This window comes from Paraburkholderia sartisoli, from assembly GCF_900107685.1.
GTDB classification, from domain to species: Bacteria; Pseudomonadota; Gammaproteobacteria; order Burkholderiales; family Burkholderiaceae; genus Paraburkholderia; species Paraburkholderia sartisoli.
Window position 1 is genome coordinate 722349 of sequence record NZ_FNRQ01000002.1, and the last position, 20276, is coordinate 742624.

The window sequence follows — 20276 nt, forward strand, 5'->3', positions numbered from 1 at the left end:
GAATGGCCGTTGACGGATGCGAAGTGGTCGCTCGAATGCCCAATCGATCGCAGCAACGAGTGACTCTTCTTGGCCGGACAGCGACCGACCGCCGTCCGGCATGCCTGGTTCAGACTTCAGTCTGTTCGGCCATCTCAAGTGCATCGTCGACCTCAATGCCGAGATATCGGACTGTGCTTTCAAGCTTGGAATGGCCAAGTAACAGCTGGACCGCCCTCAGGTTCCTTGTGCGCCGGTAGATAAGCGATGCCTTTGTCCGACGCATGGTATGGGTTCCGTACGCCGTGTCGTCGAGGCCAATCGATGCGATCCAACGATGCACGAGTCGAGCGTACTGACGCGTTGAAAGGTGCGGCGACCCGTGGATCCGGCTCGGGAACACAAAGTCCGACTGCGACAGTCCGGCGGTCCTGATCCACGCTTCCGCGCTATCCCGGGTCTGCTCGGTAAGCTCGAACTGGACCGGACGCTGCGTTTTCTGCTGCATGACCGTTGCCCGGGATATGACATGTTGGCCGTGGCAAATATCACGCACTCGTAGCTTGGTCAGATCGCATGCTCTCAACTTGCTGTCGATGGCCAGGTTGAAAATCGCGAGATCACGTGTCCGCGCTGAAAGTTGCAGGCGAATCCGGATGGCCCAGATCTCCTTCAGTTTCAACGGCGGCTTCTGTCCTGTGAACTTGCCCTTGTTCCACGGGACACGCCCCGGTGCATTGATCGCGGTCGTTTCCATGACGTTCTCCTTTCGAAGGAAGGGAACGTTAGTCTGCACCGGCTGCCGGTGGTCGCTGCCCGACCCATTGCCGCCATCCGCCGTCGGCAAGATTGTGTCCGCTCTTGCTGGGAATTCTGCCAGCCGTTCGATACGGGACAGTCGTGTTGACGATGACTATGACGTGACTGCGATAGGCCGTCTTCGTTGCATAGTCATTCGTAATGCGCTCAGCGCTACGGCCTCCGAATTGATTCGGTCGATCGCGCGAAGCATCCCATGTGGACGGCGACGGGCTTTTCAATCGTGTGCGCTGGTGCCTTTGGTGCATGCTCAGGGGGGAGAAATGCAGACGTTCTTTCCGTGCAGCAATCCGGCGTGCGACGAGGGATTGGAAACGCTCAAACATGAGTTTGGCACTGCCTGCCAGCAGTGCGCGTGGTGCCGCGGGACGGGTGGCGACCGGCGCGACAGCGCCGAGGACGACGACGCCTGTCTTTGACGGCGGGGATCAGCCGTTCAGTTGCGACTCGACGTTGAGGACGATCCGGGCGACCGGGTTGTTGTCGGCGGAATCCGGAGCGAACTTGATCTGGGCGAACGTGACAGCAGCGAAAGCGACGACGACGAGGGCAGTAGATGCGGCGATGCGGGGAATGTATTTCACAGGGACTTCCTTTCGAGGTGTAGGCAGAAACTGGCGAAGCTGACAGGGGGCCGAATCACTTCGGCGCCATGACTGTCGACAACCGGCAAGACCGCACACGGGGTCCGATCGTGCCTGGCGATCTGGACCGCACTGCAAAAAGAGGGGCGACCCAAACCCAGCCACTATAAAGGTTTTACCCGTGTGTGCAGTGCGACACCCGGTCGCCAGTGGGTGCTTAATTTTTGAGCAACGTTTCGTGATTGAAAGGTCCATGTAGGCCGCAACGAGCAGTGCGGCACTGTGCTTTAGACCACCATCGGCAATGTGTTAAAAATAGGCTTAACATGGGATACGCACGCCACCAATGGCGCGTAGGAGATTCCATGGACCATTACATTGTGCTAGCCGTGATTCTGCTAGTCGCTTCGATCGCGTTTGCGTCGGTGCTTTATACGGGCACGCACAAACGCCATTGAAGGCCAGTGGTGAGACTTTGCCGCTGGTTCAGGCGGCACGCGAAATCGGACGACCACCAGCCCGCCACGTAAGGCTCCCGGCGGGAACCCGCAAGACCTCCAGGCTAATTGCGCAGCTTGGAGGAGCGTTCCGCCTTCTTCGCAAGGAAGCGCTGGTAGTGCGCCCCCAGGTAGACAGCCTGTTCTGCCGTGGGTGTCTTGCGCAGGCGCGTATGGCCCCCCCGCCAGACGGGCACGTTCTGCCTCGTCGATCGCATCGGAGAAGAGCAGCTCGCCAGTCTCGGGATGGACAGACATAAGGTAGCCGTCGTAGACCTTGTCCAAAGTGCCCGCGAGCAGCAAGCCATTGCTCGTGTCCAGTTTCTCTACATCGGTGCTGTCCGTCCATGGCTTGGCATGACTCGCGACCAGCGCTCTCAAGGTGTAAGCGCCGGTCACTGCGCACTGGCCTTCCCACAGTTCGATCATGTGCTTGCGGCGCCGTTACGTCGCACCTGGCGCTGAGCATGAAGTTTATTGTCTGGCGGCTCGCCCGAACCACCGCCCGAAAGCGATTCCACCGTTTGACAAACTCCGGCGCAAAGCGCCGCACCATGCAGGATCTTCGTGTGCGTGAGCGAGAGACTCCGTTCACCATCGTTTCGACCCGTAGAACTGAATGATTTTGTCACCAGCGCGGCCTTGTGGGGTTGCGATCGGAGCCGTGCATATAGACACATTTAATGTGCTCTACGGCCGGCGCCGACGGCAACGCGAGCCTGTAAGCGAAGTACGGGACCTTCTTGAGGTCCGCGCCTGCTCAAGTGTCGGTGGCAACGAAACCGTTACCGCCCGGCACCCCTCCCTGTGTCGGCTCCGTGCTCGCAGAGCAGCTTTGCATGCGCCAGAGCTAGCAACGTCTCAATTCGCCCCCCTCGCATGGTCGCCCTCGGGCTGGCAGAGTTGATAGGACGACGAGCTTTTAAACTTTCGGCGTATCGCGGTTATGTTTGCAGTAGCTCAGGGCAGGAGGCCGGAGCACAGTAGCGCATCTCCATCGAATGACTGGACTCGGCGGCGCCTGCGTCGTTCGAAGCGGCATGGTGGCTGTCTCTTGATGGCCGGGTAGCGCCCGACGACCGAGCGCGGCGATGGGCTCGGGCGGGCGCTCGATGCAAAGGGCACAAAGCGGCCCGAAGCGGCCGGTCGACCCAGCGCGACATTTGGGGCGGCTTTCAAGGTACAACGGCCGCTCGTCGAATGGCATAGGGAGAGGGGAGTTCGGCCATCGCTGACGAACGCGTGGTCTCGCTTCGTGCGATTCCTCCCAGAGCAGTTGCAACGTCACGCCCTTGCGGCGCAGTTCCCGGTGGATCACGTTGCAATCTGGCTCGACCCGCTTCGCCGGCGCCGGCGACGAAGCCGGCGACAGGATGCGCCGCTCAAGCTCATCCTCTTCCAGTAGCTCGACCGCAGCCCAATCGAGGCCTGCGGCAGTGGCGAGCTGAAGGTATTGCGTGATCGTCCCGAGGCCGACGCCGAGCGCGCCCTGTACCTGTCGGTGCGTGAGATTGCATGCCCACTTCAGGCGGAGCACTTCCTTGATTCTGCGCATAGTTGTCCGGTGAGCCGGCATCGTCGATAACTCCCAAAGGGAGCTACCTTAATGTCGGCAGATTGGTCCATACGCAGCACCGCCATGATGAAGCCGACGATCCGTTTCGGTTTGCTGCGCAACTTTCCTGGGCTTTGCGGCAACACAATACCGAACTCGGACAGCAAGCTGAATCCGCATACCTTGAGGTGCGACAGGTCTGTACATGATGTCGACCACCTAAACCAGCTTGACATGGTAAGGAATACTCCTTACCATTCGAGAATGCTTCAGGAGAATGCCATGTCCACCCTGCACGAGTTTGCGACGATCACATCCAAGGGACAGATCACACTGCCCAAGCCCATCCGCCAAGCCCTTGGGGTCGATACGGGCGGCAAGGTCGCATTCGACCTGCACGATGATGGACACATTACCGTCAGCCGTGCAGATGCCGAGCATGAAGACCCGGCTATCAGCGCGTTTCTGGCGCTGCTGGCCCAGGACATCCAGCATGGTCGCCACGTCCAGGGGCTACCTGATGATCTAGCCAAGGCCATGCTGCGGCATGCAGAATTCGCCGATCTGAGCGAGGACATAGCCGGCGACGTGGTCATCTGATGCAGCAACATGGTTGGACGCTGCTGTTCCACGATTGCATCATTGGGCAGCTACAGGCATTGCATGCTGCCGTTCAGCGTGCGGAGCAAAGCGACCCGACGGGGTTCGAGTCCAATGCGAACGTCAAATTGTTTCGTGTCCTGAGCCAGTTGATTACCGACATCGTTCCAGGCGATCCTTCTCGCGACGAGTACCGGCAGGGCAACACCTTGGGCACCGCTTACCGACATTGGCGGCGGGCCAAGGTCGGAAGGCGGTTTCGCTTGTTCTTTCGCTACGACTCGAAAGCGCACATCATCATCTACGCTTGGGTAAATGATGCGGAAACCTTGCGGTCGTCCGGCAGTAAGTCTGACCCGTACGCCGTATTCGAGAAAATGCTGGGCCGTGGCAACCCGCCCGACGATTGGGATGCCTTGATGGCGAGTGCATCGGCGACTTGGCAATCATCGAAGTCGACCTTGACCAAAACTTGACCAAAGTAGACAGAAATCGCCCTCAAAAGGCCTAAAAGTGCAGTTGACCAGTGGATGGCTACCGCTGCAAGTCTTTGATTATACTGCACTTTTATTTCTGCCTATTTGCAGAGTGCGGGACTTTTAATCCGTTGGTCACAGGTTCGAATCCCGTACGGCCTACCAAAAGATTCAAGGGCTTGCACGCGTTTGCGTCGCAAGCCCTTTTCTTTTTCGCTGCGGTGTAACCGCTGCATCGCTGGGTCGCTGGGTCGCTTGCGCCGTCGGCGCAAGCTCTCCTCATGCCAGCAACCTAAAACGTATGCACAATCCCGATTGCGACCGCTAGCTGATTTGCCCCTGTCGCCACCGGCGTAGTAGACCCTGTCGCGCTCAGTGCAGACCGGGCGCTGTTTATCACGTACGTCACATCGGTATACAGTGCCGTCCGTTTGGAAAGCCAGTAGTCAGCATTGACACCGGAACTCAGCGCATGGGCCGATACCATGCGATACGAGTGATAGTACGTCGCCGCGGAGAGATGAAGTTGGGACGTCACCTTGTAACGCACCCCGCCAAATGCCATGTACTGTGGCGGCGATGCCTGCAGGGTGGCCACCACGTCATTAAGCAGGAGTTCGTAGCCGCCATAAAGCGTCGCGCTGCCGATTTCCCATGATCCGCCAGCCACATACCGACGCTCGCTATCATTCGCCGATGCCGCGCTCGTGCCTTGTCGCTGTTCGTAGGCGAACGTCAGGTTGAAAGGACCTTGCCGATAGCGCGCACCGATGTCGTACTCCTTGCCAACCCGGAACTCCCCTGGAACCTGCGCCCCATTGGTGATCGTGGCATCGTAGCCAAAGCTGTAAAGCGCATTCACCTCGAACGGTCCGGCATGGCCCAGGTACCCAACGGCATTATCGGCTCGCCCAACGAATTGCGAGTCCTGGGCAGAGAGCCCGTAGCTCGAATAATTCAGCGGATCGAGTGAAAGGAAATACCGGTACATCGGCGTCATCTGACGGCCAGCCATCAGGGAGCCATATCGATCCGACTCGAGACCGACAAATGCCTGGCGACCGAACAGCCGGCCACCCTGCTGCAGCGTGCCGTTATTCATGGCGATACCCGACTCGAGCGTGAAGATCGACCGCAGGCCGTCACCGAGATTTTCCTTTCCTGTCACCCCCCAGCGCGAGTTGATACGGTTGCCCGTGTTCAGCCTGAACAGATCCCCCGATCCAGTTTTGGACGCATGACTCACGTATTCGACACCGGAATCGACGATGCCATAGAGGGTCACTGAAGATTGTGCGTGCGCACCGACGCACAGACTCCCTGCAAACCCGCACGTGAGCAGGAGCTTCAACGAATGTTTCGCGCTATTCGACTTCACTGTATGTCTCCATTAGATATCGAATTGTTTAATTTCGTTATGCGAAGTTATTCATATATTGAAAACTGGAACAGGAAAGCGCCCCCGCCACTCATTCCAGTGTTTCCCTACCCTCACTCCCGGGCGATGTGTTTGCTGACGAAGAACATGGCAACCGCGCCCACCAGCGGTCCAACAGCAAGGGTTAGCAGCGCGAGCATGAACGAATGGGTGCCGCCATAGACATGCCCCACCGCGAGAGGAGAAACGGCGCTTCCCATCTGCCAGATAGCATTGGTCCATCCGGCGCTGGCGCCGGCCAGGCGCTTGCCCGATGCATCGCTGATCTGGGCCATCAGCACGGGAAGATAGCCGAACGAGAATGCGCCAAGTATTGGGGCAACAAGATAGAACTGCGCTGTCGTCGAACAACTTCCAAAAACCAGCAGCGTGACCGTGAACGCCAGCAGACACAGAATCGAGATCAACTTGCGCGACACACCGGGCAGATCCGAAATCCAGCCGAGTGTCGGCTTTGCGATGACGGCGCCTATTCCGAACGAAGCGATGATCGAGCCAGCCACGACGGGTGAGATGCCGTACTGCCGCGTCATTAGCGCGTTGCCCCAGGCGCCGAACCCCACGGTCGCCCAAAGGCCCCCGCATCCCGCAATGGCCAGCACGATCAGGTTACGGTTACGCAGCAGCCCGAGCATCTCTTTCGCGCTGTTTCGCACGGGCGGCTGGTCCTTGGCCGGCTGATTCTTCAACAACAGTAGCGCGACGATGCCCCACACAAACGTCACAATGCCGAGCATCCGGAAAGCGTTGGACCAACCGTGTTGCGCGGAAAATGAGGGAACGAAAGCATTCGCGATGACCACGGCGAGCGAGGTCGCGGTCGTGTAGATTCCCATCGCGCGTCCACGGTCTCGCGTAAACCAGGCGGGAATGATCTTCATGCCAGCCGAGTAGTCTGCTCCCGCGGCGAAACCCATCGCAAGCTGGATCACAATGCCGGCCACGAGCGATTCCGTATAGCCGAAACAGAACGTGAAGACGCCGAGCGGCAGCAGCGCCAACGTGAGCATTAGCCGTCCGCCGAGCAGATCGGTCAGTATGCCGCCGACCACATTGGCGAGGACGTAGCCCACATAGAAGGCCGTCACGAACGCACCCAGCATGGCGACCTTGAGCCCAAGCGAGGCACCGACGGGCGCCGCGACCGTACTCCACGCTACCCGGTCGACGTAGCTGAGCAGGAACGCCGCCCAGACGATGAACAGCGCAACCCACCGGTAACTACTCGCCTCTGTGTCTGCAAGGGGTTTCGCAGACCAGACGCCGCTAGATGCGTCGCCAGACGACGTCATATTTTTTTCCATGACTCCTCCAATGCAAGACGTGCATAAAGCCGCCCTTTTTGTGTTTTGATTCTTGACCCAGCCTGTCGAGGCTGGCTGACACGCGTTCCACTGCTATAAATCGAGCACGAGCATCCGCGACTTCGCACGTGAGCAACAGGGCAGGAACTGATCGTTGCGAGCCTGCTCGTCGGGTGACAGGTACAGATCTCGATGATCGGGCTCACCGTCCAGCACACGCGTGAGGCACGTGCCGCAAATGCCCTGCCCGCACGACACCGGCACCTCGACGCCCGCCGCGGCCAGTGCCTGCGTAACGGTCTGGTCTGCCTGCACCGGAACGACCCGACCGGAGCGCGCAAGCCGGATGTCGAAAGACGCCTCGTCGACGTTCGCTGCCAGAGCAGGTGCCGCCGCAAAATATTCGTAGTGCAAGCGATCGGCAGGCCAGCCCAGCGAACGAGCCTTGTCGAGCACTGCGTTCATGAAGCCCTGCGGTCCGCATACATAGAGATGCAGATCGGGTTGCGGGTCGGCCAGTAGTGCGTCGAGATCGATACGTTGTGCCTGACCCGCATCATCGAAGTGACACCGTACCTGGTCCGCCCAGCGTGAACCGGCGATGCGCTCGACGAAGGCCGCGCGGGCCGACGATCGGGCGCAGTAGTGAAGACTGAACGCCGCGCCTTCGCGACTCAGTTGCTCGGCCATGCAAAGTAGCGGTGTCAGGCCGATACCTCCAGCGAACAGCAGATGCCGGACATGCCCTTGCGCAATAGCAAAATGATTGCGTGGCGCGCTGATCTGTATTTCGTCGCCCTCATGCACGGCGTCGTGCATGCCTGCTGAGCCGCCACGCGAGGCATCGTCGCGCAAAACGGCGATCTGATACCGATGACGCTCCATCGGCGGATTGCACAGCGAGTACTGCCGGACGAGGCCGCCGGGTATATGCACGTCGATATGGGCGCCCGCCTCGAACGCCGGCAGCTCGCCTCCATCGACGCTGACGAGTTCGAAGCTGACGATGCCCTCGGCCTCGGTGTGCCGGCGCGCAACGCGCGCCGTGACAAGTCTGGAATGATTCATGGCGACCGCCCTTACATGATCGACAGGCCGCCGTCGACCATCAGCGTCGTTCCGGTGATGAACGATGCCTCGTCGCTTGCGAGCCAGAGGATCGGCCAGGCGATTTCCCCGGGCGTGGCCCATCGTCCGATCAACGACGTATCCTGCCGCTGCGTCTTGAGCGCTTCCACATTGTTCCCCGCGGCGCGCGCGCGGTCGACGTGGAAGTCAGTCAAGGTGGAACCCGGACACACCGCGTTCACGCGCACCCCTTGTGCGGCTTCTTCAAATGCCAGCGTGCGCGTCATGGCGAGCATGCCGGCCTTGGTCGCGTCGTAAAGGCCCATGCCCTTGCGACCGGTCACGGCATAGCAGGACGACACGTTGACGATGCTGGCCGCACCCATTCGACGCAGCAGGGGAAGCGCCGCCTTGCAGTAATTCGACGTGCCGATCAGGTTGACAGACACCATCGCCTGCCACTCCGCCGGTGTGGCGTTCGCGAGCGTGCTGTAGTTACGCATTGCCGCGTTGTTGACCAGCACGTCGAGCCGGTCGAAAGTCTCAACCACAAGCTCCGCCGCGCGCGCCGCATCGTCCGGACTGGAGACGTCGGCCGCAAAAGTCTTGACCCGGGCAGAGGGATTGAGCCGGATCAGCTCGTCGGCGGTATGCGCCAGTGCTTCCGGATTCGCATCGACCAGCACGACCGCGGCACCTTCCGCGCAAAATACGCGAGCCGTCGCGGCGCCAATGCCACCACCGCCTCCCGTGATCAATGCGACCTTGCCGTGAAGTCTTGTTCCTTGCTGCATTTCATGCCGGCGCGGCGCCGGCCTCCTTGTTGCTGAAGCGGTATTCGGGGAAGCCGGACGCATGCCCGGCTCGCGCTCAGATCGAGTAGATTGGCTGTCCCTTGCCGTCGGCAAGGTGGATCACCGCCCATTCCTGCGGCTTCTGATCACGGGGCAACAGGGCACCCGCCGCGCGCACGCGCTGCTGATCCGCGGCGACCGCCGGCGGATCGGTATCGGGAAGCAAAGCGGTGGCTGCTTCGTAGAGCATGCGACGCGCCATCACGATCGCGCGGTCAGTCGGCAGCAGCTTTTCCTTGCTGTGATCCTGGATCGGTCCCATGCTTTCCTGCAGCGAGGCATCCTGCATGGCAAAGCCGAATACCCCCGAATAGGCGCGCTTTTCTTTCTGCGCCTGGCGGTCGATCAGGTAGTCGTTGTCCTTGTTGGCCTTCGGACGGAACGTGCCCGGTTCATATTCGCAGTGGATCCCCTTGCCCGCCTCGAGGTCGCTCAACTCCTGCTCGTTCAACGGGCGATCCGGACGGAAGTTGATACTCCAGGCCCAGCAGCTTTCGTCGTCAATGGGAACCCACACGTGGCCCGCGAGCGAGTGATCGCCAAACGGCGGGATGAGCGTGTACCACGGAAACAGCCACTGCGTGACACGCCAGTAGTACGAATCCGGTTCGCCGTTGCGGCGGCCGAAGAGCGTCAGGCCAAACTGCGTCTTCTCGATTTCGAAGATCACGTTGCCATCCGCCTTGATGTAGTCGAGGGCCTTGGTGCCCTGGTGCATCGGGTCTTCATCGACCTCGTAGCGATGCACATACGACACGTGGCTGGTATCGATCCCGCCTTCCATCGCCTGCAGATAGTTCGATTCCTGGAGTCGTTTGGAAACGAACACATGACTTGCCGGGAGATTGCACCATTCGAGATCCGGCGGAGCGGGCTGACGGTCCTTCGGACCCATATAGGCCCAGACCAACCCCGCGCGCTCGATGCACGGATACGCGGTGATGTTCATGTGTTTGCACGCCTGGGGCGCGGACGGCACCTCGACACAGTTGCCGTCGCGATCGAATTTCAAGCCGTGATACGCGCAACGGATGCCATTTTCTTCGTTGCGACCGAAATACAGCGACACGCCGCGATGCGAGCAGAACTCGTCGATCAGCGCGGGGTTGCCGCTGGAGTCGCGAAACGCCAGTAGCTTTTCGCCAAGAATCTGCACGCGTACCGGCGGGCAATCCGGTTCGGCAATTTCGCCCGTCAACAGTACCGGCACCCAGTAGCGCCGCATCAGGTCGCCCATTGCCGTTCCTGGACCGGTGCGCACCAAGGTTTCTGACATGTTCCTGTCCATGTTTTTCTCCGAATCAGGTTTTTGCGTTGTCCGCTGTGTGAGAATTGTGTTTCATTCTACGGACAGTTTGATTCAAGTCAAGCCGTCGGACCCCAGGACTTTCACTACAATGCGCAATCAGGAATGGGCAGCGAAAACAGGAAATTTCAAATGGAAGAGAAAAAATCGCACGAAAGTGTGCGTTCCGTGGAAAGAGCACTGGAAATTCTCCTTGCTTTCCGACCAGGCGATAAGGAGCTGTCGGTCGCGGAGCTGCTCACACGCGTGGACCTGAGCCGGCCCACGTTGTATCGGCTGCTCAACACGCTGGAGCAACAGGGTTTTCTCGTCTCGTCGGGCGAGCCGCAGCGGTTTCGCCTTGGCAGCGCCGTCGCACATCTGGCTCATGTCTGGATGACGAGCCACAGCATCGCGCAGCTCGCCCAGCCGATGCTGCGCACGCTTTGGGAAGAGACGACGGAAACGGTGGCCCTGTTCGTGCCCGACGGCGTGTACCGGCTGTGTGTGGCGGAGATGGAAAGTCCGCAGCCGCTGAGCTTCCGGCGCGGTGTCGGCTATCGTGAAAAACTGGTGCTGGGCGCGAGTGGCCGGTCAATCCTGTCGCAGATGCAGCTTCCCGCCGAAGAACTGGGCCGCTACCTGTCCGATCCGAACCAGGATGTCGCACGCCTGTTCAGCGAACTGGAAACGATCCGCACGCAAGGTTTTGCAATGAGCCACCATGAACTGATTGAAGGTGCGGTCGCGGTCGCGGCACCATTCTTCAATGGTGCGGATCAGGTAGCGGGTTCGCTTTGTATATTCGGCCCCAGCGTGCGCGTCACCGACAAGCGGGTCGCGCAGTTTGCCGAGCTGACCCGACGTGAGGCAGGAAACCTGTCGCGAGTGCTGGGACAGCAGACGAGGCAGGTTCACGTCGCCGCCGGCTCACGCAAATGAAGGAACGCCGCGATGTGAGGCCGGTGCTCCGGCCGGCGACTTGCCAGCCGCTGTCGCGAAACCGGTCACGGCGATTCCTGTAAAAAGTCGGGCGATCAGGGACCGCTTTGTATCGTGCCCGGGTTGAGTCACGCAGAAAATACCTTCCCGCTATCGAAGGTCCGGCCTCACCGGCATTCCGCGAAGACGGACGACGCCGGGCTCACATTCCTGCGCTCGCAACTCAATCGACATCGCGCACGTAGCGTTTTTCCTTCGTGAGCTGGCTGACATACCCGGCCGCCCTGTCGTCGGACATACCGCCGTGTTTCGCAATGACCGCCTGGGCGGCGCTGTCCATCGTTTTCTCTTGCCCCAAAAACAAAACGGCGTCCCGCGAAAGAAGCCGGATCGCCGTTTCGGGGGAACCGCCGTTGCACAGGAAGCCCATATTCGAGCGATACAGTGTGCGGTGCGGATGGACCGGCATCGATCTCCATCGAAGCTTCGATGCGCAACTGCATGCGCGAGTCCCGCAAAGCCGCAGCCGCGTGGCTGGCAGCAGCGCCGGGGCAGCTCGATCGTTCTTCGCCTGCGCGAAGTACCACGGCACATCCTGATACACCGCAGCACTCTCGTCGTGCGCCCGATGCACGGCTGCGAACCGGACTCGATCACCCGGGCGCCATCCAATACGACAACTCATCTGCATTTCCCTGGTCGAGATCAAGTTCCGCCTACGCGCTCTTTCGTAGAATCCGGCGGCATACGCACCTGAGTGCGTGGGTTGCGGGTCGCGAAGTTACGGCGAATTCCGCAAGGGCTCAATGAAAAGCAGGCGAATATGATGAACAAGGGAGTCCTTAAAACCAGGGTGCTGATACCCCTCTGGGGTGCACTGGCCACTTGTCTTTCCGGGTGTAGCAAGCTCGACGTGCTCAACCCGAAAGGCAGCATCGGGCTAGCGGAAAAATCACTGATCAGCACGGCGACGTTCACGATGTTGATCGTCGTCGTGCCCGTCATCCTGATGACACTATGGTTTTCGTGGCGCTACCGTGCGAGTAACCGCCGGGCGAAGTACGCGCCGAAGTGGGCGCACTCCACGGCGATCGAAGTCGTCATCTGGACGGTGCCGTCCATCATCATCCTGTGTCTCGGGGTGCTGACCTGGAAGACAACGCACGAACTCGATCCCTACCGGCCGATCGAGTCGGAGGTCAAGCCGATCAACGTCGAAGTGGTCGCGCTCGACTGGAAATGGCTCTTCATTTACCCGGATCTCGGCATTGCATCGATCAATCAGCTGGCCTTTCCGGTCGGCACACCGGTGCATTTCATGATCACGTCCGATTCCGTCATGAACTCGTTCTTCATCCCGCAACTGGGCAGCCAGATCTACGCGATGGCGGGGATGCAAACGCAACTGCACCTGGTTGCGGACGAAGCCGGCGACTACGCCGGCGTGTCGGCCAATTACAGCGGCAGGGGCTTCTCGGACATGAAGTTCCGCGCGCTCGCCACCAGCCCCGAGCAGTTCAACGCGTGGGTGCAAACGGTCAAGGCGTCGCCGGGCCGGCTCGACATGAACGAATACAACGCGGTCGCACAACCGGGCGAGAAGGAGCCGGTGCGCTACTTCTCCACGATCGACCCGAAACTGTTCCACAACATCATCGCGAAATACAACAACGGCAACGTTCTCGATTTGCAGAACAGCAATTGCAGTACGAAGGGGTAACACATGTTCGGAAAACTGACACTTTCGGCGATTCCGTTCGATCAGCCCATCATCATGGGCGCGGGCGCCCTGATGGCGATCCTCGTCATTGCCACGCTGGGAGCGTTGACGTGGTTCGGCAAGTGGAAATGGCTGTGGGGCGAGTGGATCACCAGCGTCGATCACAAGAAGATCGGCGTGATGTACATCGTGGTCGCCGTGCTGATGCTCGTGCGCGGCTTTGTCGACGCGGTGATGATGCGCCTGCAGCTGGCGCTCGCCTACAACTCGCCGGGCTACCTGCCGCCGCATCACTACGACCAGATCTTCACGGCGCACGGCGTCATCATGATCTTCTTCATGGCGATGGCGCTGATGGTCGGACTCTTCAACCTGATCGTGCCGCTGCAGATCGGCGCCCGTGACGTGGCCTTCCCGTTCCTGAACTCGCTGTCCTTCTGGATGACGGCGATCAGCGCGATCCTGATGAACCTGTCGCTCGTGATCGGCGAGTTCGCACAGGTCGGCTGGCTCGCGTACCCACCGTTGTCGGAGCTGCAGTTCAGTCCTGGCGTGGGGGTCGACTACTACATCTGGAGCCTGCAACTGTCGGGCGTCGGCACGCTGATCACGGCGATCAACTTCTTCGTGACGATCATCCGCATGCGCGCACCGGGCATGTCGCTGATGAAAATGCCCGTGTTCACGTGGACCGCGCTGTGTTCGAACGTGCTCATCATGGCGACGTTCCCGATTCTCACCGTTGCGCTGGCGCTGCTCGGCCTCGACCGCTACCTCGGCATGCACTTCTTCACGAACGATGCCGGCGGCAACGCGATGATGTATCTGAACCTGATCTGGGCATGGGGTCACCCCGAGGTCTACATCCTGGTTTTGCCGGCGTTCGGCATCTATTCCGAAGTCATCGCAACGTTCGCGAAGAAGCCGCTGTTCGGCTACCGGACGATGGTGTACGCATCCTGCGTGATCACGGTGCTCGCGTTCCTCGTGTGGCTGCATCACTTCTTCACGATGGGCTCCGGCGCGGACGTCAACGCGTTCTTCGGCATTATGACGATGATCATCGCCATTCCGACCGGCGTGAAAGTATTCAACTGGCTGTTCACGATCTATCGCGGCCGCCTCGAATTTTCTGCTCCGGTACTGTGGACGATCGGCTTCATGATCACGTTCACGATCGGCGGCATGACGGGCGTGATGATGGCGATTCCGGGCGCGGACTTCGTGTTGCACAACAGCCTGTTCCTGATCGCCCACTTCCATAACGCGATCATCGGCGGCGTGGTGTTCGGCTATCTGGCGGGGGTCCACTACTGGTTCCCGAAAGCGTTCGGCTTCAAGCTGAACGAGAAGCTCGGCAAGTGCGCATTCTGGTTCTGGTTCGTCGGCTTCTATGTGTCCTTCATGCCGCTCTATGTACTCGGCTTCATGGGCATGACGCGGCGTCTGAATCACTATGACAACCCGGCATGGCAGCCGTGGCTGATCGTCGCCGCGTGCGGCGTGGTGTTGATCGCGCTCGGCGTGGTGTGCCAGGTCGCCCAGGTGGTTGTGAGCGTGCGTAACCGCAAACTGCCGGAATACCGCGACCTGACGGGCGATCCGTGGGGCGGCCGTACGCTCGAATGGGCCACGTCGTCACCGCCGCCCGTCTACAACTTCGCGACCATTCCCGTGGTGCATGAACTCGACGCGTTCGCACACATGAAGGAGCGCGGGCAGGGTCTCGGCAAGGATGCGGCGTACCGTGCGATTCATATGCCGTCCAACACCAGCGCAGGATTCCTGATCGGCATGTTCAGCCTTGTGCTGGGTTTTGCCGGTGTGTGGCACATCACGTGGCTTGCGGTCGTTGCGCTCGTTGCCATCATGGCGACGGTAATCGGTCGCAGCTTCGGCGATAACGACGGCTACACCATTTCCGCCGAAACGGTCAGGACGATCGAAGAGAAACAAGGAGCGGCAATGCACGGGAAACGTGAAAGCGCGCGCGCTGCCGCGGAGGTCATCTGATGCTGCAAAAAACCAATCTCGCCACGCTGGCCGAGCTGGAAAGCGAACACGCCCCGTCTCATTCGGTGTTTGGCTTCTGGCTGTACCTCATGACCGACTGCGTGCTGTTCGCGTCGCTGTTCGCGGTGTTCGCCGTGATGGCGCATCAATTCGCAGGCGGTCCATCCGGCAAGGATCTGTTCGACATTCCTGGCGTCGCCCTGGAAACCGCGGTTCTGCTGCTGAGCAGCATCACCTACGGTTTCGCGATGCTCGGCGCTCACAGGCGCAAGTCGGGCGTCGTGCTGGGGTGGCTCGCCGTTACGTTCGTGCTGGGTCTCGCGTTTCTCTGGTTCGAACTGAACGAGTTTGCACACCTGATCGCCGAAGGCGCCGGTCCCGGCCGCAGTGCGTTTCTTTCGTCGTTCTTCACGCTGGTCGGCACGCACGGCCTGCATGTGACGGTGGGCCTCATCTGGATGGTCGTGCTGGCCGCGCAGATCGTCATCAAACCCGAACTGTCGGAGCGCGAAATAACGCGGCTCACGTGCCTGAGTCTCTTCTGGCACTTTCTCGACATCGTGTGGATCTGTGTCTTTTCATTTGTCTATCTTGGGAGCGTGCTCTAAATGGCGCATACGCAATCGCTGCATGAAGAAGAAGGGCACGGTAGCCTCTCTGGCTATATCACCGGGTTCGTGATCGCGGTGCTGCTGACGGCGGCGTCGTTCGGACTGGTCATGCGCGGCGTCCTGCCGCCGCAGTCGGCGATGCTGGTGCTTGCCGTGCTCGCACTCGCGCAGATCGTCGTTCATCTGGTGTTTTTCCTGCACCTGAACACGTCGTCGGGTCAACGCTGGAACGTGATGGCGCTGTGCTATACCGCAGTGGCCTCGATCATCCTGATCGGCGGCACGGTATGGGTGATGCACAACGTCAGCATGAACATGATGTCCCGCTGACGCCGCGCGCCCGACGGCCTCTGTATGTCTGCTTTCGCACGGAGCGGCCCCGCCGGCATCTCTACCATGGGTGGCTTGAAACCGGACGACCGTCCGCTGTGGGCACGTTCGTTCCCCGCGTTTGAAGCGACCGCGTAACAGGCGTAGCGGACCCCTCCGGCGCCGCTGACGTCGGAAACCGCAAAGGTGCGTCACATGGAAAATCTGATCGCGTCGAGGCCGCTCTATCGATCGAGAATCGACTACGCCGCGATCGCCCTGCCGGTCCTGATCTGGGCGATCGCCGTCGCCGTGGCCAATCCGCTTGGCAACTTTCCGCTGCAGGACGACTGGTCGTTCTCGCTCACCGTCCGTCATCTGCTCGAGACCGGCGAGTTCCGTCCGCTCGGCTGGACCGCGATGTCGCTGTTCGGCCAGACCGTGTGGGGCGCGTTGTTCTGCCTGCCGTTCGGCTTTTCATTCAACGCGCTGAGAGCCTCGACGCTCGTGGCCGGCGCGCTGACGCTCGCCGCTCTCGCGATACTGCTTCAACTGGCTGGATGCGAGCGCCGCAAGACGGTTGTCGCCACGCTCATCCTCGCCTTCAATCCGATCTTCTTCGAACTCAACAACACGTTCATGACGGACGTGGCCTTCACGGCGTTCAGCGCAATCTCGACGCTGTTCTTCTGCCGCTATCTTTCGACGCGCAATACCGTCACGCTGGTGATCGCGATCCTGTCCGGATGCTGGGCGATCATGATCAGGCAACTCGGTCTTTTCCTGCCGCTCGCCATGGTGCTGACGCTGCTGCTGGAGAACCGCCGCGACTGGCGGGCCATTACCCTGTCAGTCGTGGCCGTCCTTGCGGGCATCGGGTTGCTCAAGGGTTTGAGCATCTGGCTCACGGCACGCGACACGATGCCCGTCATGTACCTGGGCAAGACGTCGATATGGGCGCACGTGTTTCCCGCTTCGACGATCACGCTCACCACGGTCGGACATCGCCTGGGCGAAATATCCTGGTGGTTTCGCGCCGCGCTCGGGCAGATCGGCTGGCTGCTGCTGCCGGTCCTGGCTTTGCGGCTGCCGGGTCTCGTGCGCGACTACGCGCGCCTGTCGTGGGGCAAGGCTGTCCTGATCGGCGCCGCGTTGTGCGGCGTCGGGTGGTACGCCCTGCTCGTGCATCAGCATCACATCTTTCCATTCAACACGTGGACGACGGTCCGGGAATCAGGGCTGGGTCCGATATGGTTCTTCGACGCCAGATCCGGTGGCGACGTCCCTCCACTGCCCGCGGTGTTCTGGCACTTTGCGACGCTTTCGGGTTGCGTCGGCGGCGTGCTGCTTCTGCTCGACATCGCGCTCGGCGTCAGGTCGGTCGCCACACGGTATCGCGCGCGAAGGCACGATACCGCGCTGAGCGTCAGGACATACCTGCTGCTTTCCGCGGCGATCTACCTGGCGATCTGCGTTCTGGCCGGTTTCTACGACCGGTACCTGCTGCCGGCATTCCTGCCGCTGATCGCGTTCATCACGCTCGCGCCTTCATCGGATGATGCCGCGTGGCCGTCGTTCGGACGCCCGCGGATGTCATCGCGCACACGACACGCGTGGCTGTGGCCGCGCGCGGCGCTGGCGCTGTCGTGGTTTGCGTTGATCCTGATGGGCGGGTACGCCGTGGGCGGCACGCATGACTACATGAGCTGGAACCGCGCCAGATGGCTGCTGGCCGACACGTTGTTACAGCGCGGCATACCGGTCACGCAGATCGACGGTGGTTACGAATTCAACGGCTACTATCTGTACGACCCGAAAATCGATCTCGATCAGCCGCAACCGAAGAGCTGGTGGGTGCATGACAACCAGTACCTGATCCAGTTCAAGCCGATGGCCGGGTATCGCGTCATCGACAGCGCGGATGCCGGCGGCTGGCTGCCGCCGCTCAAAAGAAAACTCCTGACGCTTCAACGGGAATCGCCTTGATGCTGGAGAGGGGGGCCGCCCCCCTGTCTTCATGGGCAATGTACACGTCCTGGACAGTGGCATCGCCCTGGGTTCACATAAGCCCGTTTCGAACGGCGCCGCGCCCGGCCCCGACTCGATAAACCCACCCGGTCGCGCGAAGTATCGTGTGCCGGACTGTGTCTATCCCTGGAATGATCCTTGCGTCGGCGCACGCCGTCGGCTATAACATCCGAAGATATCGCTTCCCCGGATCTGCCCGTCGCGCACCGTCGGGCATTGTTTTGTGCGTCGCCCAGTATGCGTTTGCTGTCGTCAACAACATCGCCATAAAAGCAGACATGAACGGATCGCGGCGTTTGGCCGGCTTGCCGGCCACGCAGGGCTGGGTTCACGCCGCGCATCGGTTGATCGAATTGAAACAGGCCGTTCAACACAACCGAAACAAGCGAGGACACCGTGGATCTCGAAACCGTACGCGTATTCATCATGACCCGTGGCATCGACTTCGGCACCAAGGTGCTCGGGGCGATCGTGTTGTGGATTATCGGGCGCTGGGTCATCACGCTGATCGCCGGGCTGCTGCGCAAGCTCCTCGCGCGCAACGGGCGTGTCGACCCGACGCTCGCGCACTACCTCGGCTCGATTCTCAGCGCCTTGTTGAACCTGCTGCTGATTCTCGCGGTGCTGCAGGTGTTCGGTGTGCAGACGACGTCGTTCGCGGCGCTCCTCGCCGGCCTCGGTCTTGCCATCGGCACGGCGTGGGGCGGCCTGCTCGCGCACTTCGCGGCGGGCATCTTCATGCAGGTCCTGCGACCCTTCAAGGTCGGCGACTTCGTGACCGCCGGCGGCGTGACGGGCACGGTCAGCGAGCTTGGCCTCTTCGGCACGACGATCGTGACGCCGGACAACGTCACGACCATCATCGGCAACAACAAGATCTTCTCCGACACGATCTCGAACTACAGCGCGCTACCCGTACGCCGCGTCGAGCTCACGGCGAAGGTCGCGAACGGCGTCGATCCCATCGATGCGGCGAAGCGCCTGCGCGCCGCGATCGTGAAGATTCCGAACGTGGTGGAAACACCCGCACCGGATATCGAAGTGCTGTCGTTCACGCCGGAAGGGCCGCTGCTCTGCGTGCGGCCGTATGCGCACACGGATAACTACTGGCAGGTCTATTTCGACACGAACCGCGCGATCATCGAGACGTTCAGGGAAGCCGGCTATCCGACGCCCGAGACGCCCGTCGTGCGCCGCACGGCGACCTGACCCTGACCGGGCGCGCCGCCGCCTGAAGCACGCAACACCGTTTCGTCGGGCGGACCAGCGCAAGAACACAGGGACGCAAGGCCAAAAAAGAAACGGCGTCGCGGTTCACACTGCGACGCCGTTTGCCTATTCCCGCCGCGCGAAGCCGGCGAGCCGCGACATCACTGTCCGCCGGGCTTGCGTGCGGTGTTTGCGGGTGAGTCCTTGCGCATCATTTTCCACAGCGCGCCCAGCACGACCGGCACGATCGCGGCGCCGATACCCACCAGTACGATCACGTTCAGATACTGGCGAATGAACGGAATATTGCCGAAGAAGTAGCCAAGCAGCACGAGCAGCAGCACCCAGAACAGCGCGCCCGTGAAATTGAAGAACTGGAAGCGTCGCCCGCTCATGGCCGATGCGCCCGCCACGAACGGCGCGAACGTGCGCACCACCGGAATGAAGCGCGCGAGGACGATGGTCTTGCCACCGTGCTTCTCATAGAAGTCATGCGTCTTCTGAAGCGCGGCGCGATCGAGAAAGCGGTCGAGCCCGCGTATGTGGGTGTTGAACACCTTCGGACCGATCGCCCGGCCGATCATGTAGTTGACGGTGTTGCCGAGCACCGCCGCGACGAGCAGCAAGCCGATCAGAAGCGGCAGGCTCATCTCGCCCGTCGCGCAGAACGCGCCGCCGATAAACAGCAGCGAATCACCCGGCAGGAACGGCAGCACGACCAGCCCCGTCTCGCAGAAGACGATCAGGAACAGCACGACATAGACCCACGTGCCGTATTGATGGATGAACACACCCAGAAACTTGTCGATGTGCAGAACAAGGTTGAAGAACTGTAGCAGCGTGTCCAAAAGCGTCCCTTATATGCAGAAGTGCGGCGGGCAGCGAAAATGCGCCCGAAGCGGTGAAATTGACCGCGCCATGATACCGAAAGTGCCCGCCGGGCTGAATTAATTGAGTGCGCGCGGCCACATCCGGCGGCTGAACC

18 protein-coding genes and 3 pseudogenes are annotated in these 20276 nt (G+C 60.8%); 9 read left to right on the top strand and 12 right to left on the bottom strand.

The window, feature by feature from the left end:
* Window positions 1–109 precede the first annotated feature (109 nt).
* The 5 genes and pseudogenes from BLV45_RS10505 to BLV45_RS27835 all read right to left on the bottom strand — a co-directional run.
* On the bottom strand, window positions 110–736 hold the full coding sequence (locus BLV45_RS10505) for a tyrosine-type recombinase/integrase (RefSeq protein ID WP_090532459.1): 627 nt from the start codon (window positions 734–736) through the stop codon (window positions 110–112).
* Window positions 737–1226: 490 nt separating this feature from the next.
* On the bottom strand, window positions 1227–1382 hold the full coding sequence (locus tag BLV45_RS27485) for a hypothetical protein (protein ID WP_176954120.1): 156 nt from the start codon (window positions 1380–1382) through the stop codon (window positions 1227–1229).
* A gap of 758 nt (window positions 1383–2140) precedes the next feature.
* Window positions 2141–2308, bottom strand: a pseudogene (locus BLV45_RS28230) (HNH endonuclease); the annotation flags it as partial.
* Between the two features lies 1 nt (window position 2309).
* A pseudogene (locus BLV45_RS28320) lies at window positions 2310–2472 on the bottom strand (IS6 family transposase); the annotation flags it as partial.
* A 644-nt stretch (window positions 2473–3116) separates the two neighbouring features.
* A pseudogene (locus BLV45_RS27835) lies at window positions 3117–3455 on the bottom strand (IS21 family transposase); the annotation flags it as partial.
* A 261-nt stretch (window positions 3456–3716) separates the two neighbouring features.
* Here BLV45_RS27835 and BLV45_RS10515 point away from each other — a divergent pair.
* Both BLV45_RS10515 and BLV45_RS10520 read left to right on the top strand, forming a co-directional pair.
* Window positions 3717–4034, top strand: coding sequence for a type II toxin-antitoxin system PrlF family antitoxin (locus tag BLV45_RS10515; RefSeq protein WP_090532890.1), 318 nt, complete (start codon window positions 3717–3719; stop codon window positions 4032–4034).
* Window positions 4034–4510, top strand: a complete 477-nt coding sequence (locus BLV45_RS10520; protein ID WP_090532461.1) for a type II toxin-antitoxin system YhaV family toxin — start codon at window positions 4034–4036, stop codon at window positions 4508–4510. The genes BLV45_RS10515 and BLV45_RS10520 overlap by 1 nt, the downstream gene beginning before the upstream one ends.
* Window positions 4511–4802: 292 nt before the next feature.
* Here the strand turns inward: BLV45_RS10520 and BLV45_RS10525 are convergent, their stop codons facing one another.
* From BLV45_RS10525 to BLV45_RS10545, 5 genes are all read right to left on the bottom strand, one after another.
* Complete coding sequence (locus BLV45_RS10525) at window positions 4803–5888, bottom strand: porin (protein ID WP_090532462.1); 1086 nt, start codon at window positions 5886–5888, stop codon at window positions 4803–4805.
* A gap of 113 nt (window positions 5889–6001) precedes the next feature.
* A complete protein-coding gene (locus BLV45_RS10530; protein WP_090532464.1) occupies window positions 6002–7252 on the bottom strand; it encodes an MFS transporter in 1251 nt (416 codons plus the stop codon).
* A gap of 93 nt (window positions 7253–7345) precedes the next feature.
* Entirely contained in the window at window positions 7346–8320 is a 975-nt protein-coding gene (locus BLV45_RS10535) for a PDR/VanB family oxidoreductase (protein WP_090532465.1), read from the bottom strand.
* 11 nt (window positions 8321–8331) lie between these two features.
* Window positions 8332–9114 carry an SDR family NAD(P)-dependent oxidoreductase gene (locus tag BLV45_RS10540; protein WP_090532467.1) on the bottom strand — a complete coding sequence of 261 codons (783 nt, stop codon included), beginning with the start codon at window positions 9112–9114 and terminating at the stop codon, window positions 8332–8334.
* 76 nt (window positions 9115–9190) lie between these two features.
* Window positions 9191–10462 carry an aromatic ring-hydroxylating dioxygenase subunit alpha gene (locus tag BLV45_RS10545; RefSeq protein WP_090532469.1) on the bottom strand — a complete coding sequence of 424 codons (1272 nt, stop codon included), beginning with the start codon at window positions 10460–10462 and terminating at the stop codon, window positions 9191–9193.
* Window positions 10463–10612: 150 nt separating this feature from the next.
* Between BLV45_RS10545 and BLV45_RS10550 the strand changes: the two genes are divergently transcribed.
* Window positions 10613–11401: an IclR family transcriptional regulator gene (locus tag BLV45_RS10550; RefSeq protein WP_090532471.1), complete on the top strand. Its 789-nt coding sequence runs from the start codon at window positions 10613–10615 to the stop codon at window positions 11399–11401.
* Between the two features lie 223 nt (window positions 11402–11624).
* On the opposite strand, the gene BLV45_RS10555 is transcribed toward BLV45_RS10550, so the two are convergent.
* Window positions 11625–11870: a hypothetical protein gene (locus BLV45_RS10555; protein WP_090532472.1), complete on the bottom strand. Its 246-nt coding sequence runs from the start codon at window positions 11868–11870 to the stop codon at window positions 11625–11627.
* A 357-nt stretch (window positions 11871–12227) separates the two neighbouring features.
* On the opposite strand from BLV45_RS10555, the gene cyoA reads away from it, so the two are divergent.
* The 6 genes from cyoA (at window position 12228) to BLV45_RS10585 (ending at window position 19291) form a co-directional block, all read left to right on the top strand.
* Window positions 12228–13121, top strand: coding sequence for a ubiquinol oxidase subunit II (cyoA, locus tag BLV45_RS10560; protein WP_407670993.1), 894 nt, complete (start codon window positions 12228–12230; stop codon window positions 13119–13121).
* Window positions 13122–13124: 3 nt separating this feature from the next.
* Complete coding sequence (gene cyoB / locus BLV45_RS10565) at window positions 13125–15134, top strand: cytochrome o ubiquinol oxidase subunit I (RefSeq protein ID WP_090532476.1); 2010 nt, start codon at window positions 13125–13127, stop codon at window positions 15132–15134.
* Entirely contained in the window at window positions 15134–15742 is a 609-nt protein-coding gene (cyoC, locus tag BLV45_RS10570; protein ID WP_090532478.1) for a cytochrome o ubiquinol oxidase subunit III, read from the top strand. The genes cyoB and cyoC overlap by 1 nt, the downstream gene beginning before the upstream one ends.
* Window positions 15743–16075, top strand: coding sequence for a cytochrome o ubiquinol oxidase subunit IV (gene cyoD / locus BLV45_RS10575; protein ID WP_090532480.1), 333 nt, complete (start codon window positions 15743–15745; stop codon window positions 16073–16075).
* A 195-nt stretch (window positions 16076–16270) separates the two neighbouring features.
* Complete coding sequence (locus BLV45_RS10580) at window positions 16271–18040, top strand: glycosyltransferase family 39 protein (RefSeq protein WP_090532482.1); 1770 nt, start codon at window positions 16271–16273, stop codon at window positions 18038–18040.
* A gap of 438 nt (window positions 18041–18478) precedes the next feature.
* Window positions 18479–19291: a mechanosensitive ion channel family protein gene (locus BLV45_RS10585; RefSeq protein ID WP_090532483.1), complete on the top strand. Its 813-nt coding sequence runs from the start codon at window positions 18479–18481 to the stop codon at window positions 19289–19291.
* A 161-nt stretch (window positions 19292–19452) separates the two neighbouring features.
* On the opposite strand, the gene BLV45_RS10590 is transcribed toward BLV45_RS10585, so the two are convergent.
* The gene (locus BLV45_RS10590; protein ID WP_090532485.1) at window positions 19453–20139 is read right to left on the bottom strand and encodes a VTT domain-containing protein; all 687 of its coding nucleotides are present in this window, start codon (window positions 20137–20139) and stop codon (window positions 19453–19455) included.
* Window positions 20140–20276: the final 137 nt, after the last annotated feature.

What these genes read in the sequence shown, in the direction of transcription:
- BLV45_RS10505 (WP_090532459.1), bottom strand. Translation starts at nt 736, where the DNA reads ATGGAAACGACCGCGATCAATGCACCGGGGCGTGTCCCGTGGAACAAG.
- BLV45_RS10515 (WP_090532890.1), top strand. Translation starts at nt 3,717, where the DNA reads ATGTCCACCCTGCACGAGTTTGCGACGATCACATCCAAGGGACAGATC.
- BLV45_RS10520 (WP_090532461.1), top strand. Translation starts at nt 4,034, where the DNA reads ATGCAGCAACATGGTTGGACGCTGCTGTTCCACGATTGCATCATTGGG.
- BLV45_RS10530 (WP_090532464.1), bottom strand. Translation starts at nt 7,252, where the DNA reads ATGGAAAAAAATATGACGTCGTCTGGCGACGCATCTAGCGGCGTCTGG.
- BLV45_RS10535 (WP_090532465.1), bottom strand. Translation starts at nt 8,320, where the DNA reads ATGAATCATTCCAGACTTGTCACGGCGCGCGTTGCGCGCCGGCACACC.
- BLV45_RS10540 (WP_090532467.1), bottom strand. Translation starts at nt 9,114, where the DNA reads ATGCAGCAAGGAACAAGACTTCACGGCAAGGTCGCATTGATCACGGGA.
- BLV45_RS10545 (WP_090532469.1), bottom strand. Translation starts at nt 10,462, where the DNA reads ATGGACAGGAACATGTCAGAAACCTTGGTGCGCACCGGTCCAGGAACG.
- BLV45_RS10550 (WP_090532471.1), top strand. Translation starts at nt 10,613, where the DNA reads ATGGAAGAGAAAAAATCGCACGAAAGTGTGCGTTCCGTGGAAAGAGCA.
- BLV45_RS10555 (WP_090532472.1), bottom strand. Translation starts at nt 11,870, where the DNA reads ATGCCGGTCCATCCGCACCGCACACTGTATCGCTCGAATATGGGCTTC.
- cyoA (WP_407670993.1), top strand. Translation starts at nt 12,228, where the DNA reads ATGAACAAGGGAGTCCTTAAAACCAGGGTGCTGATACCCCTCTGGGGT.
- cyoB (WP_090532476.1), top strand. Translation starts at nt 13,125, where the DNA reads ATGTTCGGAAAACTGACACTTTCGGCGATTCCGTTCGATCAGCCCATC.
- cyoC (WP_090532478.1), top strand. Translation starts at nt 15,134, where the DNA reads ATGCTGCAAAAAACCAATCTCGCCACGCTGGCCGAGCTGGAAAGCGAA.
- cyoD (WP_090532480.1), top strand. Translation starts at nt 15,743, where the DNA reads ATGGCGCATACGCAATCGCTGCATGAAGAAGAAGGGCACGGTAGCCTC.
- BLV45_RS10580 (WP_090532482.1), top strand. Translation starts at nt 16,271, where the DNA reads ATGGAAAATCTGATCGCGTCGAGGCCGCTCTATCGATCGAGAATCGAC.